Genomic DNA, 21,910 nt, shown 5'->3' with positions numbered 1-21,910 from the left:
GAATTCGGGGAGGACGGCGGTGTAGTCGGACACGTCGTATCCGCCGTCGCGCAGGGGCGATTTGAAGAAGGGCGGCAGCCAGAGGCAGTCGACTCCGAGCCATTGCAGGTAGTCGAGTTTGGCGGTGATGCCCTTGAGGTCGCCGACGCCGTCGCCGTTGCTGTCCTGGAAGGAGCGGACGAGGACCTCGTAGAAGACGGCGCGCTTGAACCACTCGGGGTCGCGGTCCTTGGCGGGGGTGTCCTCGAACTTGTCCGGAACGGGCTCGTTGACGATCATGATGTGGGTGACCCTCCGATCTGCGGGTTGGACGGTCGCAGGACGGTGAGTACGTGCGCGGGCCGGGTGCCCGGTTCGAGGCGCACGTAGTTGGCCCTGCCCCAGTGGTAGGTCTCGCCGGTGAGCTCGTCGCGCACCGGCGCCGACTCGTGCCAGTCCAGGCCGAGTTGCGGCATGTCCAACGACACCGTCGCCTCCTGGGTGTGGTGGGGGTCGAGGTTGACGACCACCAGAACCGTGTTCGAACCGCTCCTCTTCGAGTAGGCGATCACCGCTTCCTGGTCGGTGTCGTGGAAGTGCAGGTCGCGCAGCCGGTGCAGGGCCGGGTTGGCCCGCCGGATCTCGTTGAGCCGGGTGATCAGCGGGGCCAGGCTGCGGCCGTCGCGCTCGGCCGCTTCCCAGTCACGGGGTTTGAGCTGGTACTTCTCGGAGTCCAGGTACTCCTCGCTGCCCTCCCGCAGGGGGGCGTTCTCGCACAGCTCGTAGCCGCTGTAGAGGCCCCAGGTGGGGGAGAGGGTCGCTGCCAGGACGGCCCGGATCTCGAAGGCGGGCCGGCCGCCGTGCTGCAGATAGGCGTGCAGGATGTCCGGGGTGTTGGCGAAGAAGTTGGGCCGCATGTACGAGGCGGCCTCCCCCGAGAGTTCGGTGAGGTACTCCGTCAGTTCCTGCTTGGTGTTGCGCCAGGTGAAGTAGGTGTAGGACTGCTGGAAGCCGATCTGGCCGAGGGTGTGCATCATCGCCGGCCGGGTGAACGCCTCGGCCAGGAAGATCACGTCCGGGTCGGCCCCGTTGACCTCACCGATGACCCGCTCCCAGAACACGACCGGCTTGGTGTGCGGGTTGTCCACCCGGAAGATCCGCACCCCGTACGACATCCAGTGCCGCAGCACCCGCACGGTCTCGGCGACCAGGCCGTCCATGTCGGCGTCGAAGGCGATCGGGTAGATGTCCTGGTACTTCTTCGGCGGGTTCTCCGCGTACGCGATCGTCCCGTCCGGGCGGTGGTGGAACCACTCCGGGTGTTTCTGCACCCAGGGGTGGTCGGGGGAGCACTGCAGCGCGAAGTCGAGGGCGATCTCCAGCCCCAGTTCACGCGCCCGCTCCACGAACCAGGCGAAGTCCTCCAGCGTGCCCAGGTCCGGGTGGACGGCGTCGTGGCCGCCCTCAGGGGAGCCGATCGCCCACGGCACGCCCACGTCGTCCGGCCCGGGGTCGAGGGTGTTGTTGCGGCCCTTGCGGAACGTCGTGCCGATCGGGTGGATCGGGGGGAGGTAGACGACGTCGAAGCCCATCTTCGCGATGGCCGGCAGCCGCCGCGCGGCGGTGCGGAACGTCCCGTGCGGGCGCTCGGGGGTCCCCTCGGACCGCGGGAAGAACTCGTACCAGGACCCGTACAGGGCACGCTCCCGCTCGACCCGGGGTCGAGGGTGTTGTTGCGGCCCTTGCGGAACGTCGTGCCGATCGGGTGGATCGGGGGGAGGTAGACGACGTCGAAGCCCATCTTCGCGATGGCCGGCAGCCGCCGCGCGGCGGTGCGGAACGTCCCGTGCGGGCGCTCGGGGGTCCCCTCGGACCGCGGGAAGAACTCGTACCAGGACCCGTACAGGGCACGCTCCCGCTCGACCAGCAGCGGCAGCGGCTCGGAGGCCGTGACCAGCTCGCGCAGGGGATGCCGCTCCAGGGCGGCGTCGGCCTCCGGCGTCAGCGCCGCCGCCAGCCGGGAGACGGCCGGACGGCTCTCGTCGCGCAGGGCGTCGACCGCCGTCAGCACCGCGGTGCGGTCCGGCCCCTCGGGCATTCCGTCGGCCGCCCGCTCGTACAGGCGCGCGCCCTCCTCGAGGACCGCCTCCGTGTCCATGCCCGCGGGGATCTTGATGCGGGCGTGATGCCGCCAGGTGGTGACCGGATCGCCCCACGCCTCCACGGTGTAGGTCCAGCGGCCCGTCGCGTCCGGTGTGACGTCCGCGCCCCAGCGGTCCGTGCCGGGGGCGAGCTCGCGCATCGGCGTCCACGGTCCGGGCACGCCGTCGGGATCCCGCAGGACGACGTTGGCCGCGACGGCGTCATGGCCTTCGCGGAACACGGTGGCCGAGATCTCGAACGTCTCGCCGACGACCGCCTTGGCCGGCCGACGCCCCTGCTGGACCAGGGGACGGACGTCGAGGACGGGTATGCGCCCGACGGCGGTGGCGTGTCCGCCCGCCGTCCTCTCGACGCCCGCCGCCTTCCCGGCCTTCAAGGCCTTCCCGGCCTTCTCGACTTTCCCGGCCTTCTCGATCTTCTCCGCCTTCTCCGCGGGTGGGCTCGTGGCGGCGCTCTTGGCGCGCTTGCCGGCCTTGCCGCTCTTGGCGCGCTTGGCGTCCTTGCCGCGCTTGCCGTTCTCGCTGTTCTTTCCCTGAGGTCCGTTCTCGGCGTTCCTGCCGTTCTCGGTACGGGGCGTCGGGGGTGATGACGGGTGGTGCCTGGCTGGCATGACCGCTCCTGTCCGCATCAACGGGGGGTAGGCGGATGAATGTGGGGAGGTGGGTCCTGCTAGGGGTGTACGGGGTGTACGGGGAGTACCGGGGAGCCTTCCACCCTATTCGGGTGTGCAATCCGGCGCTTTGTTAACTGCTCACGCCTATGTCTTTACACAAGACATGCTTCGTTCGAGACGAACGGAGAGCCGCTTCCGGACGCCCGTCACATGAACGGTGGGACTCGCAGGAGCTTGTCCGGCGAACCGGGCCCGCGGCCGGACACCTTGCCGTTCGAGGCCCCCGCGACCAGCGCTTTCGCCACGTGTGCGGGCGCGGCCCGGGCGTGCCCGCGGCCGGTGGCGCCGACCGTGACCGCCTCGCGCACGTCGGCGGGGGAGTGCAGAGCGGCCGGCCGGCCGGGGTCGCCCGCGGCGACGGTGTAGGTGACACCGGGCCGGATGGAGGTGCGCACCGCCGCGTCCAGCGCCGCGTGGTAGCCGCCGCCGAAGCTGAGATCGGCGACCGCGGGCCCGCGCGCGTGCCGGGTGGCCCGGTCGATGCCCGCGATCACCTGTGCGGTCGTGCCCACACCGGTGTCGTCGAGCACGCGCACGGCGGCCACCTGCGCTTTCCTGGCGACGCCCGACACCGTGCCCGCCACGATGCCGGCGACGTGCGTGCCGTGCCCGTTGCCGTCGGCGGCGACCCGGTCGCCGCCCACGAAGTCCCAGCCGTGGCGCACCCGGCCGCCGAAGTCGGCGTGTGCGATCCGGACGCCGATGTCGATCACGCACACCGTGACGCCGGCGCCCGCGGACCCCGGCGCGCGGTGGTCGGCGTCCGGCGGACGGCTCGGCCGGTCCACGCGGCCGAGGCTCCAGAGCGGCGGATTCCCGCCGACGGCGTCCGGCGTCACCCGGGTGTCCTGGACGGCCGACGCCACATGCGGATCGGCCGCGAGCCGGCGGGCCCGCCCGGCGTCCGCATCCACGGCGAACCCGTGCAGGACCGGGCCGCAGATGTGGCTGATTCTCGCCCCGTACGCGCCGACGCGACGCCGTCCGGTCGCTGACGAGGCCGGGGTGTCCTCGTTCAGCGTCACGACGTGGCTGCCGCCGACGGAGCCGGGCAGCCCGGCGCCGGGTGTCTCCCCCTCCAGTGCGGCGTGCGCGGGCGGGGTGACGGCCGACAGCACCGGTCGTCATGACCGCGGTCAGGCCCCCCGCCCTGCGCAGACGCCGTGTGCGCGTCCGTGCCATGGTCCCAGTTCCCCTCCTCGACCCGGCGCGCCCCGGCCGGGCCCGGGCACGCCAGGGGGGCAGCCTCTCGCGGTGCGCGAAGCGCCACAAGGTGGCCTCAGGGGGAGAAACAGGGGTTTCGGCCCGTTGCGGCACGCCCCGACGGCGGCGGGGTCAGGACGCGTCGGCCCTTCCGGCGTCTGCGGAACGCGGCCGGCCGGGCCGAAAAGCAGGGGTCCCCCGGCGGCCAGCCCCCAGCGAGGTCGACACCCGCGCCGGTACCGTTTCCGTAGACGTGGACCCACACCGTCGTGTGTCCTCCAGCGAACGCGCCACGCCGAGGTGGAATGTGAAGGCGATCCGTCGATTCACCGTCCGACCCCTCCTCCCCGAACCTCTCCGACCGCTCAGCGACCTGTCCCGCAACCTGCGCTGGTCGTGGCACGCGGAGACCCGTGACCTCTTCCAGTCCGTCGATCCCGAGCGCTGGGCGCTCTCCGACGGCGACCCGGTGAGACTCCTCGGCAGCGTGCGCCCGGCACGGCTCGCCGAGCTCGCCGAGGACCGCCGCTTCCTGCGCCGGCTCGCCGCCGCCGCCGACGACCTGCACGACTACCGGACCGGCGACCGCTGGTACCAGACGCAGCCCGCCACCGCCGGGCTGCCCGCCGCCATCGCCTACTTCTCTCCCGAGTTCGGCGTCACCGCCGCGCTGCCGCAGTACTCCGGCGGCCTCGGCATCCTCGCCGGCGACCATCTGAAGGCGGCCAGCGACCTGGGCGTCCCGCTGATCGGCGTGGGACTGCTCTACCGGCACGGCTACTTCCGCCAGTCGCTCTCCCGGGACGGCTGGCAGCAGGAGCACTACCCCGTCCTCGACCCCAACGAGCTGCCGGTGACCCTCCTGAGGGAGGACGACGGCGCCCCCGCACGCATCTCCCTCGCGCTGCCGGGCGGCAAACGGCTCCACGCCCGCGTCTGGCTGGCCCAGGTCGGCCGGGTCCCGCTCCTCATGCTCGACTCCGACGTCGAGGAGAACGACTTCGGCGAGCGCGGGGTGACCGACCGGCTCTACGGCGGCGGCAGCGAGCACCGGCTGCTGCAGGAGATGCTGCTCGGCATAGGGGGTGTCCGGGCCGTACGGACGTACTGCCGGCTGACCGGCCACGCCCGGCCCGAGGTCTTCCACACCAACGAGGGCCACGCCGGCTTCCTCGGACTCGAGCGGATCGCCGAGCTCGCCGACGAGGGGCTCGACTTCGACTCCGCGCTGGAGGCCGTCCGGGCCGGGACGGTCTTCACCACCCACACCCCCGTCCCCGCGGGCATCGACCGCTTCGACCGCGCGCTCGTCGCCCGCCACTTCGGTCCCGACGCGGAACTGCCCCGCATGGACGTCGACCGCATCCTGCGGCTCGGCATGGAGACCTACCCCGGCGGCGAGGCGAACCTCTTCAACATGGCCGTCATGGGCCTGCGGCTGGCCCAGCGCGCGAACGGGGTGTCGCTGCTGCACGGTCACGTCAGCCGGGAGATGTTCTCCGGCCTGTGGCCCGGGTTCGACCCCGACGAGGTGCCGATCACGTCGGTCACCAACGGCGTGCACGCCCCCACCTGGGTGGCACCCGAGGTGCTGCGTCTCGGCGCCCGCCAGATCGGCGCCGAGCGCGCCGAGGACGCCCTCAGCGTCGGTGGTTCGGAGCGCTGGGACGCCGTCGCCGACATCCCCGACCAGGACATCTGGGAGCTGCGCCGCGATCTGCGCGAGCAACTGGTGGTGGAGGTGCGTGAGCGCCTGCGGGCTTCCTGGCGGCAACGGGGCGCGGGCACGGCCGAGTTGGGCTGGATCGACGGCGTTCTCGACCCGGACGTCCTCACCATCGGCTTCGCGCGCAGGGTCCCCTCGTACAAGCGTCTGACGCTGATGCTGCGCGACCGCGACCGTCTGAAGGACCTGCTGCTGCACGCGGAGCGGCCGATCCAGATCGTCGTCGCGGGCAAGGCGCATCCGGCGGACGACGGCGGCAAACGTCTGGTCCAGGAACTGGTCCGGTTCACCGACGACCCGAGCGTGCGGCACCGCATCGTCTTCCTGCCCGACTACGGCATGGCGATGGCGCAGAAGCTGTACCCCGGCTGCGACATCTGGCTGAACAACCCGCTCCGCCCGCTGGAGGCCTGCGGTACGTCCGGCATGAAGGCGGCGCTCAACGGCTGCCTCAACCTGTCCGTTCTGGACGGCTGGTGGGACGAGTGGTTCCAGCCCGACTTCGGCTGGGCGATCCCCACCGCGGACGGCGTCGGGACCGACCCCGACCACCGTGACGACATCGAGGCGGCCGCCCTCTACGACCTCCTCGAACAGCGCATCGCCCCGCGCTTCTACGAGCGCGGCCAGGCGGGCCTGCCCGACCGCTGGATCGAGATGGTCCGCCGCACGCTCGGTCTGCTCGGCCCGAAGGTGCTGGCGGGGCGCATGGTCCGCGAGTACGTCGAGCGGCTCTACACGCCGGCCGCCCACGCCCACCGGACGATGGCTCCCGACACGGCGCGTGAACTCGCCCGCTGGAAGCAGCAGGTGCGCTCGTCCTGGCACGCGGTCCGGGTGGACCACGTCGAGACGTCGGTGGCCACCACCACCGCCGAACTCGGCACCACCCTCGCGCTCAGGGTCCGGGTGGGCCTCGGCGACCTCACCCCCGACGACGTCGAGGTGCAGGCCGTCTCGGGCCGGGTCGACGAGGAGGACCGCATCACGGACGCCTCGACGGTCCCGCTGAAGCCGACGGGCGGCCCGGACCTGGAGGGCCGATGGGTCTACGAGGGTCCGCTCGCCCTGGACCGCACGGGCCCGTTCGGCTACACCGTCCGCATCCTGCCGGCCCACCGGCTGCTGGCGTCCGGCGCGGAGCTGGGACTGGTGGAGGTGCCGTCGGAGGAGGCGGTCGAGGGGGCGGGCGTGCTGCTGCGCTGACGAACGTCCCGGATGGCGCGCGCCGGCCCCCGGCCGCGAGGCGCACCGACAGGACCGTGCCCGCCCGTAGGTGGCGGGCGGGCACGGGGCGGGGGCGGCCGCGCCTAATTCGGTGGGCGCACCGGCGGGCAGAGGGCTATCCTCCCGACGATGACCACTCCTTCTGGACACAGATCGGGGGACCCGTCCGCGCCAGGTGAGTGCTGATGCCCACTCACCCCGTGAACGAGGACTCCCGCCTTTCCTTCTGGCTGCGCGTGCGCGAGTTCGCCGTGCCGGCCTCCATGATCGAGACCGCGACCGCCCGCCGCCGTGCCGGGGACTGGGCGGGCGCGTGCGCCGCGGCAGGGATCGACGTCGACTTCGGTCTGCGGGTCTGGGCCCGCAGCCACGGCCACGAGCTCACGGCCCGGATCCGCTCCGATCTCCGCCATCTGGCTCCCGACCTGCTGCGCTGGCATCTGCCGAGGATCGCCCCCGACGGGCTGCTGCGGCCGGGCCTGACCGTAGCCCTCGCCCGCTACGACTTCGCGGGGCGCGACGGCGTACGTCCGGTGCAGCTCGTCCTGCGCACCCCGCCGGCCTGGGCCGACGCCGGACAACGCGTCAGCCTGGCGCTGCTGGACGCGTCCGACCCGGCGACGAGCGACCGCCGGCATCCCCACCCGCGCCCCGACCGACGGTTCCGTCTCGACCTGCACCGTCATCTGTGGGACGCGCGCAGGGCGGGTGAGCTGCGGGTCAGAAGCGGCGCGGACCGCGCGCCCGCCGGTCGTGCCGAGGATCCGCCCGACGTCGATGCGCTGCGGGGGCTCGGCTGCGCGGTGGACCGCTGGGAGGCCGAGGCGAGGATCCTGCTGCGGTCCGAGGGGCGGGCCTCCGGTTCCGTCCTCGTACGGTTCGGGGCCGGACGACGGCTGATCGTGGACGTGCCCGAGGAGGGGGCCACGACGGAGACCGGAACGGCCGCCGGATCCGGCGCCGGGTCCGGGTCCGGATCCGGCGAGGGGACGACGCCCGTCCTGCGCCGCACGAAGAGCCGTGGCTCGTCGCTGCCGGTGCTGCCGGACGCGGCGACCTGGGCGCCGCCCGACCTGACGCTGCTGCGCTCCGGCGCGATCGGGGCGGAGCGGTTGCATCCGCTGGTCGCCTCGGCGCTCCTGCCGGAAGGGCCAGGGCCGGAGCACGTCCCGCGCGCCGCCGGCCCCGCCGCCCTGGACCACACCCCCGACCGGGCGGTGGGAAGGGCCCGGTTCGTGGAATGCCGGGGAGCCACGCACCGGATCGGGCTGGTGGACGGAGTGCTGGCCGCGCTGGACCACGACCCGGCCGAGATCCGGCGCGAGGAACTGCTGGCCGCGCTGACCGGCACCCCGCTGCCCTGCCTCCAGGCGATCGACCGCGCGCACCGGCGTCCCGACTGCCTCGTCGGCGTACGCGAACGCCTGGTCCACGGTGATGTCGCCGGGGCGCTGGCCGTCGTCGAGGGGCTGCTGGGCCCGGACGCGGTGCTGCGCGACGGCGCGCTGCGGGACGAACTGGAAGCGGCGGCGCGCCGACGGGTCACGTACGGCCTGTTCCGGGCGGGCCTGATCGGCCCCGGCCCCGGTCCGGACCGGGGCCGCCCCGTACACACGCGCGCGCACCCGCGCCACGCGCGCTGACCGCGACGCGACCGCCCCGCCCCCCCCGCCCTCCCGGGCCCTCCCTGGTCTCCGCACCCTCCGCCCTGCCCGCCTCGCACTTCACACTCCATCTCAAAGGTGATGACACATGCCCACGCACACCCCTTCCGCGCCCCTCACCTCCTCCGTCCCGTCCTCCCGCGTTGCGGCCCCGGCCTCCCGGCTCGACGTGGCGGGCGAGCTGCTGTCCCTGCTGCGGGACGCCACCACCGAACCGCGCCCCGACAGCCAGTTGGAGGCCCTGACCCTGGCCGTGGCCGCCGACCTTCCCGTGCTGCTGTGGGGTGAGCCGGGGATCGGCAAGACCGCGGCGCTGACCCAGCTCGCCGCCTCCCTCGACCTTCCGCTGACCACCGTCATCGCCAGCGTGCACGAGCCGTCCGACTTCTCGGGCCTGCCCGTCGTCGGGGACGATCCCGCGGAGCAGGGCGTTCCGATGGCGCCGCCGGACTGGGCGGTGCGGCTGGTGCGGGCCGGCCGGGGACTGCTGTTCCTCGACGAACTGTCCACCGCGCCGCCCGCCGTGCAGGCCGCGCTGCTGCGCCTGGTGCTGGAGCGGCGGATCGGAGCGCTGACGCTGCCGCCCGGCGTGCGGATCGTGGCCGCCGCCAACCCGCGGTCCTCGGCGGCCGACGGCTGGGAGCTGAGCCCGCCGCTGGCCAACCGGTTCGTGCATCTGCAGTGGACCCACGACCACGAGGTCGTCGTGCGCGGCCTGGGCGGGACCTGGCCCCGGGCGACCCTGCCCCGGCTCGACCCGGCGAGGCTGGCGCACGCCGTGGACTTCGCCCGGCGCGCGGTGTGCGGGCTGCTCACCGTCCGGCCCGAGCTCGTGCACCGGCTGCCCGGCAGCGAGGTGCGCCGGGGCGGGGCGTGGCCGTCGCCCCGCACCTGGGAGATGACCCTGACCCTGATCGCTTTCGCGACGGCGGCAGGCTCCGGCCGCGACGTGCTGTCGCTGCTCGTCAGGGGCACGGTCGGCGACGGACCCGGGCTGGAACTGCTGGCGAGCCTGGACCGGATGGACCTTCCGGACCCCGAGACGCTGCTCGCGGACCCGGCCGCAGCCGAGCTGCCCGACCGGGGCGACCTGCGCCAGGCCGTGCTCGACGGTGTGGTGGCGGCGGTCCGTGCCCGCCCGGAGAGGGCCCGCTGGGACGCGGCCTGGGCACTCCTCGTGCGGGCGCTGGAGACCGGCGCGCCGGACCTGGTGGTCGTCCCCGCGTCGACGCTCGCCTCGCTGCGCCGGGACGACTGGGACGTGCCGGCGACGATCGAGAAGCTCGCCGGAGTGGTGACCCTGTCCCGCCGGGCCGACCATGCGGCCGGCCGTGCGGCGGCCCGCACCGGGACCGCCGCGAAGGCGGCCCGATGAGCCCCGATGAGCCCGGCGCGCCGGCCCTCCCGCACCTGGGCGGGCCCGGGCCCCTGGACGCCGGCAAGCTCTTCGCGGCCCGGCTGCAGGCCGCCCGGGCCCGGCCCTACCTCGCGACGGCCCTGTTCGCCCTGCATCCGGTGGAGTCGCGGCACGTGCCGACGATGGCCGTGGACCGGCACTGGCGGTGTTACGTCTCACCGGCGTTCGTGGACCGCACACCGGTGGAGGACCTGGCCGGGGTGTGGGTGCACGAGGTGTCGCATCTGCTGCGCGACCACCACGGGCGCAGCGACCGGGTCGCCAGGGAACGCGGACTGACCGGTCCCGGCGAGCGGCTGCGGATGAACATCGCCGCGGACTGCGAGATCAACGACGACGCGTACGGGGACGGACTGGCGCAGCCCGAGGACCTCGTCACGCCGGGAGCACTGGGCCTGCCGGAGGGTGAGCTGATGGAGGACTATCTGCGCGGGTTCCGGCTCGGCCCGCACACCCAGAACCTCGCCTGGCTGGACTGCGGCAGCGGCGCCGACGGACGGGAACGGGAGTGGGATCTGGGCCCGGACGGCGCCCATGGGCTCAGCGAACAGGAACGGGACGCGGTCCGCTTCCGCGTGGCGCAGGGCATCTCCGGCCGCCGCGGGAGAGCGCCCGCCGGGTGGAAGCGCTGGGCCGAGGAGGCGTTCCATCCACCGCAGCCGTGGCGGGAGTTGCTGGGCGCGGCGATCCGCTCGGCGGTGTCCGGGCCCGGCGCGGGCGAGGACTACTCCTACGGCCGTCCGTCGCGCCGCTCGGCGGGCGTCCCCGGCGTGGTGCTGCCCAGCCTGCGCCGCCGGCCGCCCCGGGTGAGCGTGGTCGTCGACACCTCGGGGTCGGTCAGCGACGCCGAACTGGGCAGCGCCTTGCTGGAGGTGGCCGCGATCTCCCGGGCCGTGGGCGGCCGGCGCGACATGGTCACCGTGGTTACCTGCGACGCGGCGGCGCATCTCGTCCACCCCCTGTGCCGGGGCGAGGGGATCCCCCTGCTGGGCGGCGGGGGCACGGACCTGCGCGCGGGCTTCACCAGAGCCCTGCGTGCCCGCCCCCGCCCCGACGTCGTCGTCGCCCTGACCGACGGTCAGACCCCGTGGCCCGGCGCCCGCCCGCCGTGCCGCACCGTGGTGGGCCTGTTCCCCCGAAGCCCGCGGTCCTACGACGAGGGCGACCCCGATCACGTACCGCGGTTCCCGCCGGCCTGGGCACGGGTGGTGGAGATCGGCTGACCGGCCGTCAGACCTCTCGCCGCGCCCGACATGGGCTGTCATAGGCTGTGGCGCCCGGTGACCGACGCAGAGGGAGGCCGACGGCGCGTGTCCGACAGACCGTCCGAAGAGCACAGATCCGGTTCGGAAGAGGGGGACGACGGCGCCGCTGGCTCGTCTCCGGAGGCCGGCAGTTCCATATCCGACGAGGAATGGGCGCGGTTCCTCGAGGACAGCGCGCGCGGGATACCCGCCTCCGCTCCGAAGGAGCCGTCCGCGCGGGCCCGCATGGTGACGGAGCGACTGCGGCAGCAGGAGGCGCGCGGCGAGTCGCCGGTGGGCTGGCGCAACGGGCCGTCCCCGCAGGAGACGCAGAGGAGGGCGACGCGCAAGCGGCGGCTGTGGGCGGTCGTCGGGCTGCCCGTCGCGGCGGTCCTGGCCGTCGTCGCCATGCGGCCCTCGTTGCTGCCCGGCGATCCCTTCGGCGCCGGGGACCCGGAGGCCGCCGTCTCGCCGCTGCCGGCGGAGACCGCGGCCCCGACCGGTGCACCCGGGGCGGTCGATCCCCAAAAGCCCACGCTGAACCGGCCGTTCGCGGGATCCCCCGCGCTGCGGTGGGCCGACGGCGCCGCCGGCATCGTCGTGCCCCAGGCGGCTCCGGTCGGGACGCTGTCCAAGGCCCAGGTGGCGAAGGCGCTGCAGCAGAGCAGGAAGCTGCTGGTCGACGCCAATCTCGATCCGGCGACCCTGCGCGGCGAACGTCCCGGGGCGGTGCTCTCGGCGATCGAGCCCCAGCAGAAGGATCTGGTGAGCCTGCTGAACACGGCCCTGAGCAAACCGGACGAGAAGCACGACCCGCTGTCGATGTTCAGCCGCTTCGACCCCCGCGAACTGCGCCTGGTCGGTCAGGTGGTCAAGACGCGGGGACGGATGACGTTCAAGGCCGGTGAGCACTCCTCCGTCGTCGTGCACGCCGATTACACCTTCGTCTACCCGGTGACGCGCGTCGACGGGAGCGCTTCGGGCGAGGTCGCCCGCACCATCGTCCGGCGCGCGCTCGACCTGGAGTTCTCCGATCCGGACAAGCCGAGCACGTACGCCTTCACGCCGGGCCGGATCACCGTCGTGCGGTACGACCGGGACATCGGCAACTCCGCCTGCGACGTCTACGACGGCTTTCTGCATCCCTCGTTCCCGGCGGCCGGGGCGACCGACGAGCCCTCGGGCGCCGCTCCGACCGGGCCGACCGCGGACCCGTACGACCGCAGCAGGGACCTGGCCGACACCAGCGAGAAGGGCTGCGGCGTGGTGTCCCGCACCTGAACGCCCGCGTGGCGGGCGGGGACCGCGCCCCGCCCGGCTACGACTCCTCGTCCGCGCACAACCCCCGCAGCACCACGCCGCAGCGGCGCGCGTACGCCTGTTGCAGGCCCCTCGTGGCCGGGCCGCCGGCCCGCGCGTACCACTTCGCGGCGCGGCTGAAGGCGGAGACCGTCAGCCAGACCGTGCCGTCTCCGGTGCGGTCGACGACGAACGACTCCTCACCGGTCTCGGGGTGGCCGGGGAGGGTGCCGTAGGCCCAGCCGGCGCGCCGGTGTTCGTCCACGGTCCAGACGACCCGGCAGGGGGCCTTGACGATGCCGGCCAGGACGAGGGTGACGTCCACGTCCGGGGCCGCGCGGTCGGCGGAGGCGTCGACGCCCACGCCCAGGGCGCGGTGCATCTCCCACGTCATGACGGCTTCCGCGGCGCGGCGGAAGACCTCGTGGCCCTCGCCGAGGCGGGTGCGGACGTGGAGGGGGTGGAACCCCGGAGGGCAGAAGCCCGGGCGGTCGCGGGTCGCGCCGACCTCGTCGTACGTGAAGTCCTTCGAAGACATGGGAGCCAAGAGTAGGGCGGCACCCGGGGATGCCTTCCTCCCGGGTGCCGCCCTGTGATTCAGTGCCGCAGCGTCAGCTGACGTTGACGGCCGCCCAGGCGGCCGCGACCGCCTTGTACTCGGCGCTGGTGGAGCCGTACAGGGCGGAGGCCGCGCTCAGCGTCCCCGTCCGCGCCGACTTGTAGTTCGTCGTCGACGTGAAGTACGTGGTGAGCGCCTTGTACCAGATCTGCAGCGCCTTGTCGCGGCCGATGCCGGTGACCGTGGAGCCGTTGGACGTCGGCGAGTTGTAGGACACGCCGTTGATCGTCTTCGAACCGCTGCCCTCGCTCAGGAGGTAGAAGAAGTGGTTCGCGACGCCGGAGGAGTAGTGCACGTCGAGGTTGCCGACGCCGGAGGACCAGGAGTCGGCGGAGCCGCCGTCCTTGCTGGGCTTGTCCATGTAGCGCAGCGGGCTGCCGTCGCCGTTGATGTCGATCTTCTCGCCGATGAGGTAGTCGCCCTTGTCGGAGGCGTTGTTGGCGAAGAACTCGACGCCGGTGCCGAAGATGTCCGAGGTGGCCTCGTTGAGGCCGCCGGACTCGCCGGAGTAGTTCAGACCCGCCGTGTTCGAGGTGACGCCGTGGCTCATCTCGTGGCCGGCCACGTCCAGCGAGGTCAGCGGGTGGTTGTTGCCGTCGCCGTCGCCGTACGTCATGCAGAAGCAGCTGTCGTCCCAGAACGCGTTGACGTACGCGTTGCCGTAGTGGACGCGGGAGTAGGCGGCGACGCCGTTGTTCTTGATGCCGCTGCGGCCGAACGTGGACTTGTAGAAGTCCCAGGTGACCTGCGCGCCGTAGGCGGCGTCCACGGCGGCCGTCTGGTCCGTGGCGGAGCTGGAGGCCGCGCCGGTGCCCCAGACGTCGTCCGCGTCGGTGAACAGGGTGCCCGCCGAGGAGGAGGTGCCGTGCGACTTGTTGTACGTCTTGTGTCCGCCGCGCGTGCCGTCCGTCAGGTTGTACGTCGAGCCCGACTTGGTCGTGCCGAGGGTGACGGTGCCCGAGTAGAGGCTCTTGCCGGTGCCGGTCTCGATGCCCTGGTACTCGTAGAGCTTCTTGCCGGTGGCCGCGTCGGTGATGACGTGCAGCTCGCTCGGGGTGCCGTCGTCCTGCAGACCGCCGACGACCGTCTCGTAGGCGAGGACGGGAGTGCCGTGGCCGGCCCAGATCACCTTGCGGGGGGCCTGGTCCGCCGAGGTGGACTCGGAGCCGACGGCCTTGGCGGCGGTCAGCGCCTGCTTCTCGGCCTTGGCCGTGGCGACCTTCGGGGTCAGCGTGGCCACCTTGATGGTGGCCGTGTTGGCCTTGGTGACGCCCTTGGCCGCGCCGGTGGCGGACTCGTGCACCACGAGGTCGCCGCCGAGAACCGGCAGGCCCGCGTAGGTGCGCTCGTAGCGGGTGTGGACGGTGCCGTCGGCGTCCTTGACGACGTCCTTGACGACGAGCTTCTCCTTCGCGCCGAGGCCTATCGCCTGGGCGGTCTCGGGCGCGTCGACCTGCTGCTGCTTGATCAGCGTCGTGCGGGCGGCGGCCGACAGCTGGACCGGTGCGGCCGACTGGACCGACTTGCCGCCGGTCTCCGCCGGGGTCTGGGCGGCAGCGGTACCGGCGGTCAGACCGGTGGTGACCAGGGCTCCGGCCGCGACGGCGGTGGCGATGGCCAGAGTGGTGCGCTTGTGACGCGCGTAGAGGGAGGTCACACAAGCTCCTTGGATGTGGGGGGTCCAGGCGGCGTGGGGCGCCGCCCGAGACGGGTGTGAAGTTGTGCGGCGGGTGAAGGAAGAGTGACATCAAGGCGCGTACATGTCAGGACCCCGAAGTGATGTTGGCCGAAACTCGACTGTCTGGTGAACGTTGCCGGAATGTAAACGGCGTCGACCTCGGTCAAAGGCCAACAGGACGCGGGTATGCGGCCCGTAAAAAGGGGACGCCGTCCCGGGGGAGTCGAACCCCCGGGACGGCGTCCTGTGCGTCGCCTTGCGGACGGCTGTGCGCGGCCCGTGCGGGGCCCGCCGCCTACGGGAAGGTGAGCTTCCAGCTGTTGATGTAGCCGGTGTCCTGGGCCGCGTTGTCCTGGACCCTCAACTTCCACACACCGTTGGCCACTTCGGAGGAAGCGTTCACGGTGTACGTGGTGTTGATGTTGTCCGCGCTCCCGCCGGTGCCATAGGCCTTCAGCGTGTACGCCGTTCCGTCGGGGGCCACCAGCTGCACCTGGAGGTCGCCGATGTAGGTGTGCACGATGTCGACCGCCACCGCGAGGTTCGACGGCGCGTTGCCGGTCCGGCCGGAGACGGTGATCGACGAGGTGACCGCCGCCCCGTTGTCCGGAATCGATACGTCGGCGGTGTTCTCGAAGGAGGTGCCGCCACCGCCGCCACCGCCGGAGCGGGCGCCGACCGCGACGCCGGCCCACGCGTCCTGGACCGCCTTGTACTCGGTGGACGTCGTGCCGTACAGCTCACCGGCCGCCGCCAGCGTGCCGGTGCGGGCCGCCGCGTAGTTGGTGGTCGAGGTGAACTTCGTGGTGAGCGCGCGGAACCAGATCTTCTCCGCCTTGTCGCGGCCTATGCCGGTGACCGGAAGGCCGTCCGCCGTCGGGGAGTTGTAGCTGACGCCGTTGATGACCTTGGCGCCGCTGCCCTCGCTCAGCAGGTAGAAGAAGTGGTTCGCCGGACCCGACGAGTAGTGGACGTCCACCGACCCGATCCCGGAGTACCAACTGTCCTTCGACGCGCCGTCCTTGCTCGGCTTGTCCATGTACCGCAGCGGCGTGCCGTCGCCGTTGATGTCGATCTCCTCGCCGATGAGGTAGTCACCGACGTCGGAGGGGTTCGCCGCGTAGAACTCCACTGCGGTGCCGAAGATGTCCGAGGTGGCCTCGTTGAGACCGCCGGACTCCCCGCTGTAGTTGAGGCCCGCGGTGTTGGAGGTGACGCCGTGCGTCATCTCGTGGCCGGCCACGTCGATCGCCGTCAGCGGGTGCGTGTTGCCCGAGCCGTCGCCGTACGTCATGCAGAAGCAGCCGTCGTCCCAGAACGCGTTGACGTAGTTGTTGCCGTAGTGCACCCGCGAGTACGCGCCGACGCCGTTGCCCTTGATGCCGCTGCGGCCGTGCACGTTCTTGTAGTAGTCCCAGGTGAGGGCCGCGCCGTAGTGCGCGTCGGCGGCCGCCGTCTCGGCGTTGGAGGCGGCGCCGTTGCCCCAGACGTCGTCCGGACCGGAGAAGAGCGTGCCGGTGCCGGAGGAGCCGTGGTTGAGGTTGTACGTCTTGTGGCTGCCGCGCGCCGCGTCGGTCAGGTTGTACGTCGACCCGGACTGCGTCGTGCCGAGTGTCACCGTGCCGCTGTACATCGTGTTGCCGGTGCCGGTCTCGATGCCCTGGTACTCGTAGAGCTTCTGGCCGGTGGTCGCGTCGGTGATGACGTGCAGCTCGTTCGGGGTGCCGTCCTCCTGGAGGCCGCCCACGACCGTCTCGTACGCCAGGACCGGCGTGCCGTTCGCCGCCCAGATCACCTTGCGCGGCGCCCGGTCGGTGGCCGCCTTCGCGGCGCCCGCGGCCGCGGCGAGGCCCAGCGCCTGCTTCTGCGCCTTCTGCGCGCTGACGGCCGGGCTGAGCGAGGCGACCTTGATGGCGGCCCGCGTGGCCTTCGTGACGCCCTCGGTGGCGCCGGACTTCGCCTTCTCGACGACGAGGTCGCCGCCGAGGACCGGCAGGCCGGCGTAGGTGCGCTCGTAGCGGGTGTGCACGGTGCCGTCGACGTCCTTGATGACGTCACGGACGACGAGCGCCTCCTTGGCGCCCAGGCCCAGCTCCTTGGCGGTCGCGGCCTTGCCGGCGTCCGCGGCGCGGATCAGCGCGGCGCGCTGGGCGGGGGTGAGGCGCAGCGACTCGGCGCCCGGGTTGGCCTGTCCGGCCGCGCGCGGCGACTGCGCCGGGGCGGCCGTCGCGGCCCCCGACTGCACGGCGGCGGCGATGAGCGCGGAGACGCCGACGAGGGCGACGGCCGCGGCACGACGGGTGGTGTGGGGGGTGCGTCTGCGAGAGGGGCTGGTGCTCAACACGGACTCCTTCTGCGCGGCCGCGGATCACGCGGCCAGGGGGAGACCCGACGGCGGGTGGGCCGTACGGGCACGACAAAGGCGGTACGCAGAACCAAGGCGGAACCTGGAGCGAGGTGTTGCTGTGGGGTTGCTGTGAACTGGCAGTGGGAAGAGTGGCAGTGGATTGCGCTGTCTGTCAGGAGCGCGTCACGAAGTTGGCCGGAAATGGTTCGTTGTCCGGTAATTCATGTTCGATATCCGGACCCGTTACTTTCCGGCCGGGTGGGCCTTTCCCGGCCCCTCGGCGACTCAGGACGGGTGCGGCCCGGATGCGGCCCGGTCGTCCGCCGGTTCCCCGTGCCAGGTCCGCCACAGCGCCGCGTAAGCGCCGTCACCCGCCACCAACGCTTCGTGCGTGCCCAGTTCGGTGAGCCTGCCGTCCTCCATCACCGCGACCCGGTCCGCGTCGTGGGCGGTGTGCAGCCGGTGGGCGATGGCGATCACGGTCCGGCCGCGGAGGACGGCGGCCAGCGCGCGCTCGGTGTGCCGGGCCGTCGTCGGGTCCAGCAGGGCCGTCGCCTCGTCCAGGATCAGCGTGTGCGGGTCGGCCAGCACCACCCGTGCCAGGGCGAGCTGCTGGGCCTGCGAGCCGTCCGTACGGCGGCCGGTCCCGCCCAGTTCGGCGTCCAGTCCGCCCGGCAGCTCCCGCACCCAGCCGGCGGCGCCGACCGCGCCCAGCGCCGCCCACAACTCCTCGTCCGTCGCGGCCGGTTCGGCGATCAGCAGGTTGTCGCGGACCGTGCCCAGAAAAACATGGTGCTCCTGGGTGACGAGGACGACCTGACGGCGCAGCGTCTCGGGCGTCAGCTCCGCGACCGGAGCGCCGCCCACCGTCACCGAGCCCGCGCTCGGCGCGTCCACCCCCGCGAGCAGCCTGCTGAGCGTGGTCTTGCCCGCGCCCGACGGGCCCACGACCGCCAGCCGCTCCCCGGGCCGCACCGTCAGATCGACCCCGCGCAGCACCTCGCCGCCGCGCTCGTAGGCATACCGCACGCCGGTCACGTCGATCCGGTCGTCCGCCGGAGTCGGCGCCCCGCCGTCGGCCACGGCGCGCGGCGCCCCCGCCAGGCCCTCCACACGGGCGAACGAGGCACCGCTGCTCTGCAGTTGCTCGACGCGCATCAGGATCTGGTCCAGCGGCTCGGTGAACTGCCGCAGATACAGCGCGGCCGCGACCACCGCGCCCAGGCTCATCGTGCCCCGCGCGTGCAGCGCTCCGCCCAGCAGCAGCACACCCGCCACCGGCAGCGAGTACGAGGCCTCCACCGTCGGGAAGAACACCGTGCGCAGGTAGAGGGTGTGGAAGCGGGAGCGACGCGAGATCTCCAGCGCGTCCCTGCTCGCCGCCGTCCGCCGCTCCTGGAGCCGGAACGCCTCGACCGTGCGCGCCCCGGCCGCCGTGGCCGCGACGATCTCGGCGACCTCGGAGTCGGCCGCGCCCTGGGCGAGATAACCGGCGCGGGCCCGGCGCAGATACCAGCGCAGGGCGAACCAGACGGAGGTCAGGGCGAGCACGCCGACCGCGCCGAGCAGCGGGTCGATCACGAAGACAGCGCCGAGCGTGAACAGCGCCTGGACCGTGCAGACCAGCAGCTCGGGCCCGGCGTCCCGCAGGGTCGTGCCCACGGCCGCCACGTCGGCGGTGCCCCGCGTGGTCAGGTCGCCGGCGCCGGCCCGCTCGACCGCCGACGCGGGCAGCGCCAGCGCCCGCCCGACGAACTCCTCCCGGACCCGCGCGAGCGTCCGCTCGCCGAAGCGGTGTCCCGCGTACCGGGCCCAGCGCGCCAGCAGCAACTGGGCCAGCGCGCAGCCCACGATGGCCGCCGACAGCCGGTCCACGACGCCGGTTCCGTGTCCGGCCCGCACCTCGTCGATGATCCGGCCCAGCAGCCACGGGCCGACGAGACCGGCCCCGGCGGCGAGGACGTTCAGGGTGAGCGTGGCGGCGAAGGCCCGGCCGTCGGCCCGCACGAGACGGACCGCCGCCCGGCGCACATCGGCCCGCCCGGCGACCGGCAGCCGTCCCGAGTCCCCGTCGCCCTCCGTGATCCCGGTCGGCCCGGTCGGGGCGGTCATCGCAGGGCCTCCTCGGCATCGATGTCGTCCGGCTCCGCCCCCGCTGACCCGAGGACCTCGCCGAAGCGTTCGGCGCGTCCGGCGTCGTCGGCGTTCTCGCCGCCTTCTTCCTCTTGGCCGTCGCCGGCGTCACGTGCCACCAACGCGCGGTATCCGGGCTCGTGTCGCAGCAGGTCGCCGTGGCGGCCGGTCGCCGCCACCTTGCCGTCGACCAGATAGTGCACGGTCTCCGCCTGGTCGAGAAGCAGCGGGGAGGTGGTGGTCACGACCGTGGTGCGCCCGGCCCGCGCCGACCTCAGCCGCCGCGCGACGACCGCCTCCGTGTGCGCGTCGAGCGCCGACGTCGGCTCGACGGCCAGCAGCACCTCGGGATCGGCGAGCAGCGCCCGCACCAGACGGACGCGCTGCCGCTGGCCCCCGGAGAGGCTGCGGCCCTGCGCGGTCACGGGCGAGTCGAGTCCCTCGGGCAGGCCCTGCACGATGTCGTCGGCCGCGGCCGCCCGCACGGCCCGCGCGATGTCCGCCGGAGAGCGCTCACGCCGCCCGGCCACCACCTCGCGCAGGCTCCCCGCGAACAGGTCGGCCTCGTTGTCGGCGACCAGGATCGCGGCCCTGACCCGGTCCAGGGGCAGGGCGTCCAGGCGCACCGTGCCCCAGGCGACGTCCGTGGGACCGTAGCGGCCGAGCCGGTCCACCAGGGCGGTGACCTCGGCGTGGCGCGCGCCGACCAGCGCGGTCAGCCGACCCGGCACCACCCGCACGCCCGAGGCGGGATCGTGCAGAACCGCCGGTTCGGCGGGCGCTTCGGCGGTCCCGGTGTCCGGTTCGGGCTCCGCGCGCAACAGCCCCACGACGCGCCGGGCGGCCACCACGCCCCGGCTGAGCTGGTAGCCCATGTCGACGAGGAACGCCACCGGGCCGACCAGGACGGCGACATAGCCGTACACCGACACCAACTCGCCCACCGTCAGCTCGCCCTGGGCGGCGAGCCGGGCCGCCAGCCAGGTCACCACGGCGAGGAACAGGGTCGGCAGGCCCACCCCGAGCGCCTGCATCCAGCTGGTGACCGCCCCGACCCGGTAGCCCTGCGCCCGCAGCCGCTGCGAGTCACGGTCGAAGGCGTCCGCGAACAGCCCCTTCCCGCCGAGGCCGTTGAGGACCCGCAGGCCGCCCGCCAGGTCGCCGATCCGCGCGGTGAGCACGCCCTGCCGCTCCCGGTACTCGGCCTCCGTGCCCTGCAGCCGCGCCATCAGCGGCCCCACCAGCAGGGCGACCACCGGCATCCCCAGCAGCACGACCGCCGCCAGCAGCGGCGACACCGACAGCAGCAGACCCGCCACGAACACGTAGACCACGACCGAGCCCACGCCGGGTCCGATCACCGTCAACGAGTTCGCGATGGTCTGCACGTCGCCGACGCCGATGGTGACGACCTCGCCGCTGCCCACCCCGCGCGAGAGCGTGGAGCCGAGGCGCGCCGCGTGTCCGACCACGACCTTGGTGGTGCGGAAGTAGGCGTCCATGCGCACCCGGGTCATCGTGCGGTGCCGCATGATGCTCACCCAGGCGTTGAGCGCGCCCACGGCGAGCAGGGCCGCCGTCCAGCCGGCCAGCGCGGCCGTGTCACCGGGCTCCAGCCCGTCGTCCACCGCCTTCGACAGCAGGTAGGGAGCCACCGCCAGCAGCACCATCCAGACGCTGGCCAGCACCGCGCCGGCCGCCGACCGCCACGGCTGGCAGCGCGCCAGCCAGGCGAGATACGCCCAGCCGCCGTGGGTGTCGGGCGTGCCGGGATCCTCGTACGCGTCGATCACACAGTCCCCCGAGGGTCGGGCCGTTGGGTCGTGCCGGTCGTGCCGGTGCAGGTTCCCTTTGAGCGTCGGCACTGAGCCCTGCGGAAAGGCCGGAATCCGGGTGTCGCGAGCTCTGACCGCGTCGGTGCATGGTGAGCAATCCGGTCCCTGGTGGTCGGCGAGGCGGTTACTTTCCGTTGTGTCATGCGGTTTCGGCTGGGGGCTTTCACGGCTGGGATTATGACGACGGGGCGGTGGTCTGTCCCAGGAAATCTGTGGTGGTTACCCCGAATCGGTCGGCGTCGTCGAGCCACGGATGCTGTCCGGCGCCGGGCTGGACGGCGAGTTCGGCGTTCGTGAAGAGGTCCGCGAACTCGGCCATGGTGTGGGGAGGGGCTCCCAGGCCGGCTTCCCGGCCAGGAGCCCCCGCACGCGTGGATCCCGAGCGCCCGGGTCACAGGATCGGGTGGGCGTACCCCGATGCGGGCCCCTTGCGCCCCAGTTCCTCGAAGGCTGCCCCGCGATCTGACCGGCCATCAGTAGCTCACCACAAAAGACCAGGTCAGCGGGCATCTGACCTGGTCCTGAGTGGAGCGGCCTTCGGGACTCGAACCCGAGACCTGCACATGACGAGGGCTACCGCGATCGGGTGGGGGGTGCCGACTTGTGCCGCGCGGTGCTGTTTCCACGGATCAGCGCCGCGCGGCACGGTGCCGCGTCCCGCCGGGGATGCCTTGTGCCGCGCCATCCGCCCACGCAGACCGCC

Annotated in this window: 14 protein-coding genes, 1 tRNA gene and 1 pseudogene; 6 read left to right on the top strand and 10 right to left on the bottom strand. The window is 73.1% G+C overall.

Annotated elements, in window-relative coordinates; all coding sequences use genetic code 11:
- On the bottom strand, window positions 1-279 hold a 279-nt coding region (locus BG482_RS20655; RefSeq protein WP_256096417.1), incomplete at its 3' end, for an alpha-amylase family glycosyl hydrolase.
- Window positions 279-2,518: pseudogene (locus tag BG482_RS45310) on the bottom strand (maltotransferase domain-containing protein); the annotation flags it as partial. The pseudogene BG482_RS45310 and the gene BG482_RS20655, both read right to left, overlap by 1 nt.
- Here BG482_RS45310 and BG482_RS44045 point away from each other — a divergent pair.
- The gene (locus BG482_RS44045) at window positions 2,451-2,678 is read left to right on the top strand and encodes a hypothetical protein (RefSeq protein WP_069770539.1); all 228 of its coding nucleotides are present in this window, start codon (window positions 2,451-2,453) and stop codon (window positions 2,676-2,678) included. The pseudogene BG482_RS45310 and the gene BG482_RS44045 overlap by 68 nt on opposite strands.
- 283 nt (window positions 2,679-2,961) lie before the next feature.
- Here BG482_RS44045 and BG482_RS45820 read toward each other — a convergent pair whose 3' ends face one another.
- Entirely contained in the window at window positions 2,962-3,933 is a 972-nt protein-coding gene (locus BG482_RS45820) for a S8 family serine peptidase (RefSeq protein ID WP_176741428.1), read from the bottom strand.
- A 392-nt stretch (window positions 3,934-4,325) separates the two neighbouring features.
- Between BG482_RS45820 and BG482_RS20630 the strand changes: the two genes are divergently transcribed.
- The 5 genes from BG482_RS20630 (at window position 4,326) to BG482_RS20610 (ending at window position 12,577) form a co-directional block, all read left to right on the top strand.
- Window positions 4,326-6,950: a glycosyltransferase family 1 protein gene (locus tag BG482_RS20630; RefSeq protein WP_069770538.1), complete on the top strand. Its 2,625-nt coding sequence runs from the start codon at window positions 4,326-4,328 to the stop codon at window positions 6,948-6,950.
- Between the two features lie 206 nt (window positions 6,951-7,156).
- Window positions 7,157-8,614, top strand: a complete 1,458-nt coding sequence (locus BG482_RS20625; protein WP_069770537.1) for a hypothetical protein — start codon at window positions 7,157-7,159, stop codon at window positions 8,612-8,614.
- Window positions 8,615-8,723: 109 nt separating this feature from the next.
- Window positions 8,724-10,010 carry a MoxR family ATPase gene (locus BG482_RS20620; protein ID WP_069770536.1) on the top strand — a complete coding sequence of 429 codons (1,287 nt, stop codon included), beginning with the start codon at window positions 8,724-8,726 and terminating at the stop codon, window positions 10,008-10,010.
- Window positions 10,007-11,275, top strand: coding sequence for a VWA-like domain-containing protein (locus tag BG482_RS20615; RefSeq protein WP_069770535.1), 1,269 nt, complete (start codon window positions 10,007-10,009; stop codon window positions 11,273-11,275). Before BG482_RS20620 ends, BG482_RS20615 begins: the two co-directional genes overlap by 4 nt.
- An 87-nt stretch (window positions 11,276-11,362) precedes the next feature.
- On the top strand, window positions 11,363-12,577 hold the full coding sequence (locus tag BG482_RS20610) for a hypothetical protein (protein ID WP_176741427.1): 1,215 nt from the start codon (window positions 11,363-11,365) through the stop codon (window positions 12,575-12,577).
- Between the two features lie 37 nt (window positions 12,578-12,614).
- Here the strand turns inward: BG482_RS20610 and BG482_RS20605 are convergent, their stop codons facing one another.
- From BG482_RS20605 to BG482_RS44040, 7 genes are all read right to left on the bottom strand, one after another.
- Window positions 12,615-13,133, bottom strand: a complete 519-nt coding sequence (locus BG482_RS20605; RefSeq protein WP_069770534.1) for a DUF1990 family protein — start codon at window positions 13,131-13,133, stop codon at window positions 12,615-12,617.
- Between the two features lie 73 nt (window positions 13,134-13,206).
- Entirely contained in the window at window positions 13,207-14,871 is a 1,665-nt protein-coding gene (locus BG482_RS20600) for a M4 family metallopeptidase (RefSeq protein ID WP_069770533.1), read from the bottom strand.
- Window positions 14,872-15,187: 316 nt separating this feature from the next.
- Entirely contained in the window at window positions 15,188-17,236 is a 2,049-nt protein-coding gene (locus BG482_RS20595) for a M4 family metallopeptidase (RefSeq protein WP_370745838.1), read from the bottom strand.
- A gap of 288 nt (window positions 17,237-17,524) precedes the next feature.
- Entirely contained in the window at window positions 17,525-19,351 is a 1,827-nt protein-coding gene (locus BG482_RS20590; protein WP_069770531.1) for an ABC transporter ATP-binding protein, read from the bottom strand.
- Complete coding sequence (locus BG482_RS20585; protein ID WP_079141960.1) at window positions 19,348-21,165, bottom strand: ABC transporter ATP-binding protein; 1,818 nt, start codon at window positions 21,163-21,165, stop codon at window positions 19,348-19,350. The genes BG482_RS20590 and BG482_RS20585 overlap by 4 nt, the downstream gene beginning before the upstream one ends.
- Before the next feature lie 217 nt (window positions 21,166-21,382).
- Window positions 21,383-21,526, bottom strand: a complete 144-nt coding sequence (locus BG482_RS41255; RefSeq protein WP_176741426.1) for a hypothetical protein — start codon at window positions 21,524-21,526, stop codon at window positions 21,383-21,385.
- A gap of 207 nt (window positions 21,527-21,733) precedes the next feature.
- A tRNA-OTHER gene (locus BG482_RS44040) sits at window positions 21,734-21,846 on the bottom strand.
- Between the last annotated feature and the right edge of the window lie 64 nt (window positions 21,847-21,910).

The sequence above is a fragment of the Streptomyces sp. LUP30 genome (assembly GCF_001746365.1).
GTDB lineage: Bacteria > Actinomycetota > Actinomycetes > Streptomycetales > Streptomycetaceae > Streptomyces.
This window is presented reverse-complemented; position numbering and strand designations above follow the sequence as displayed.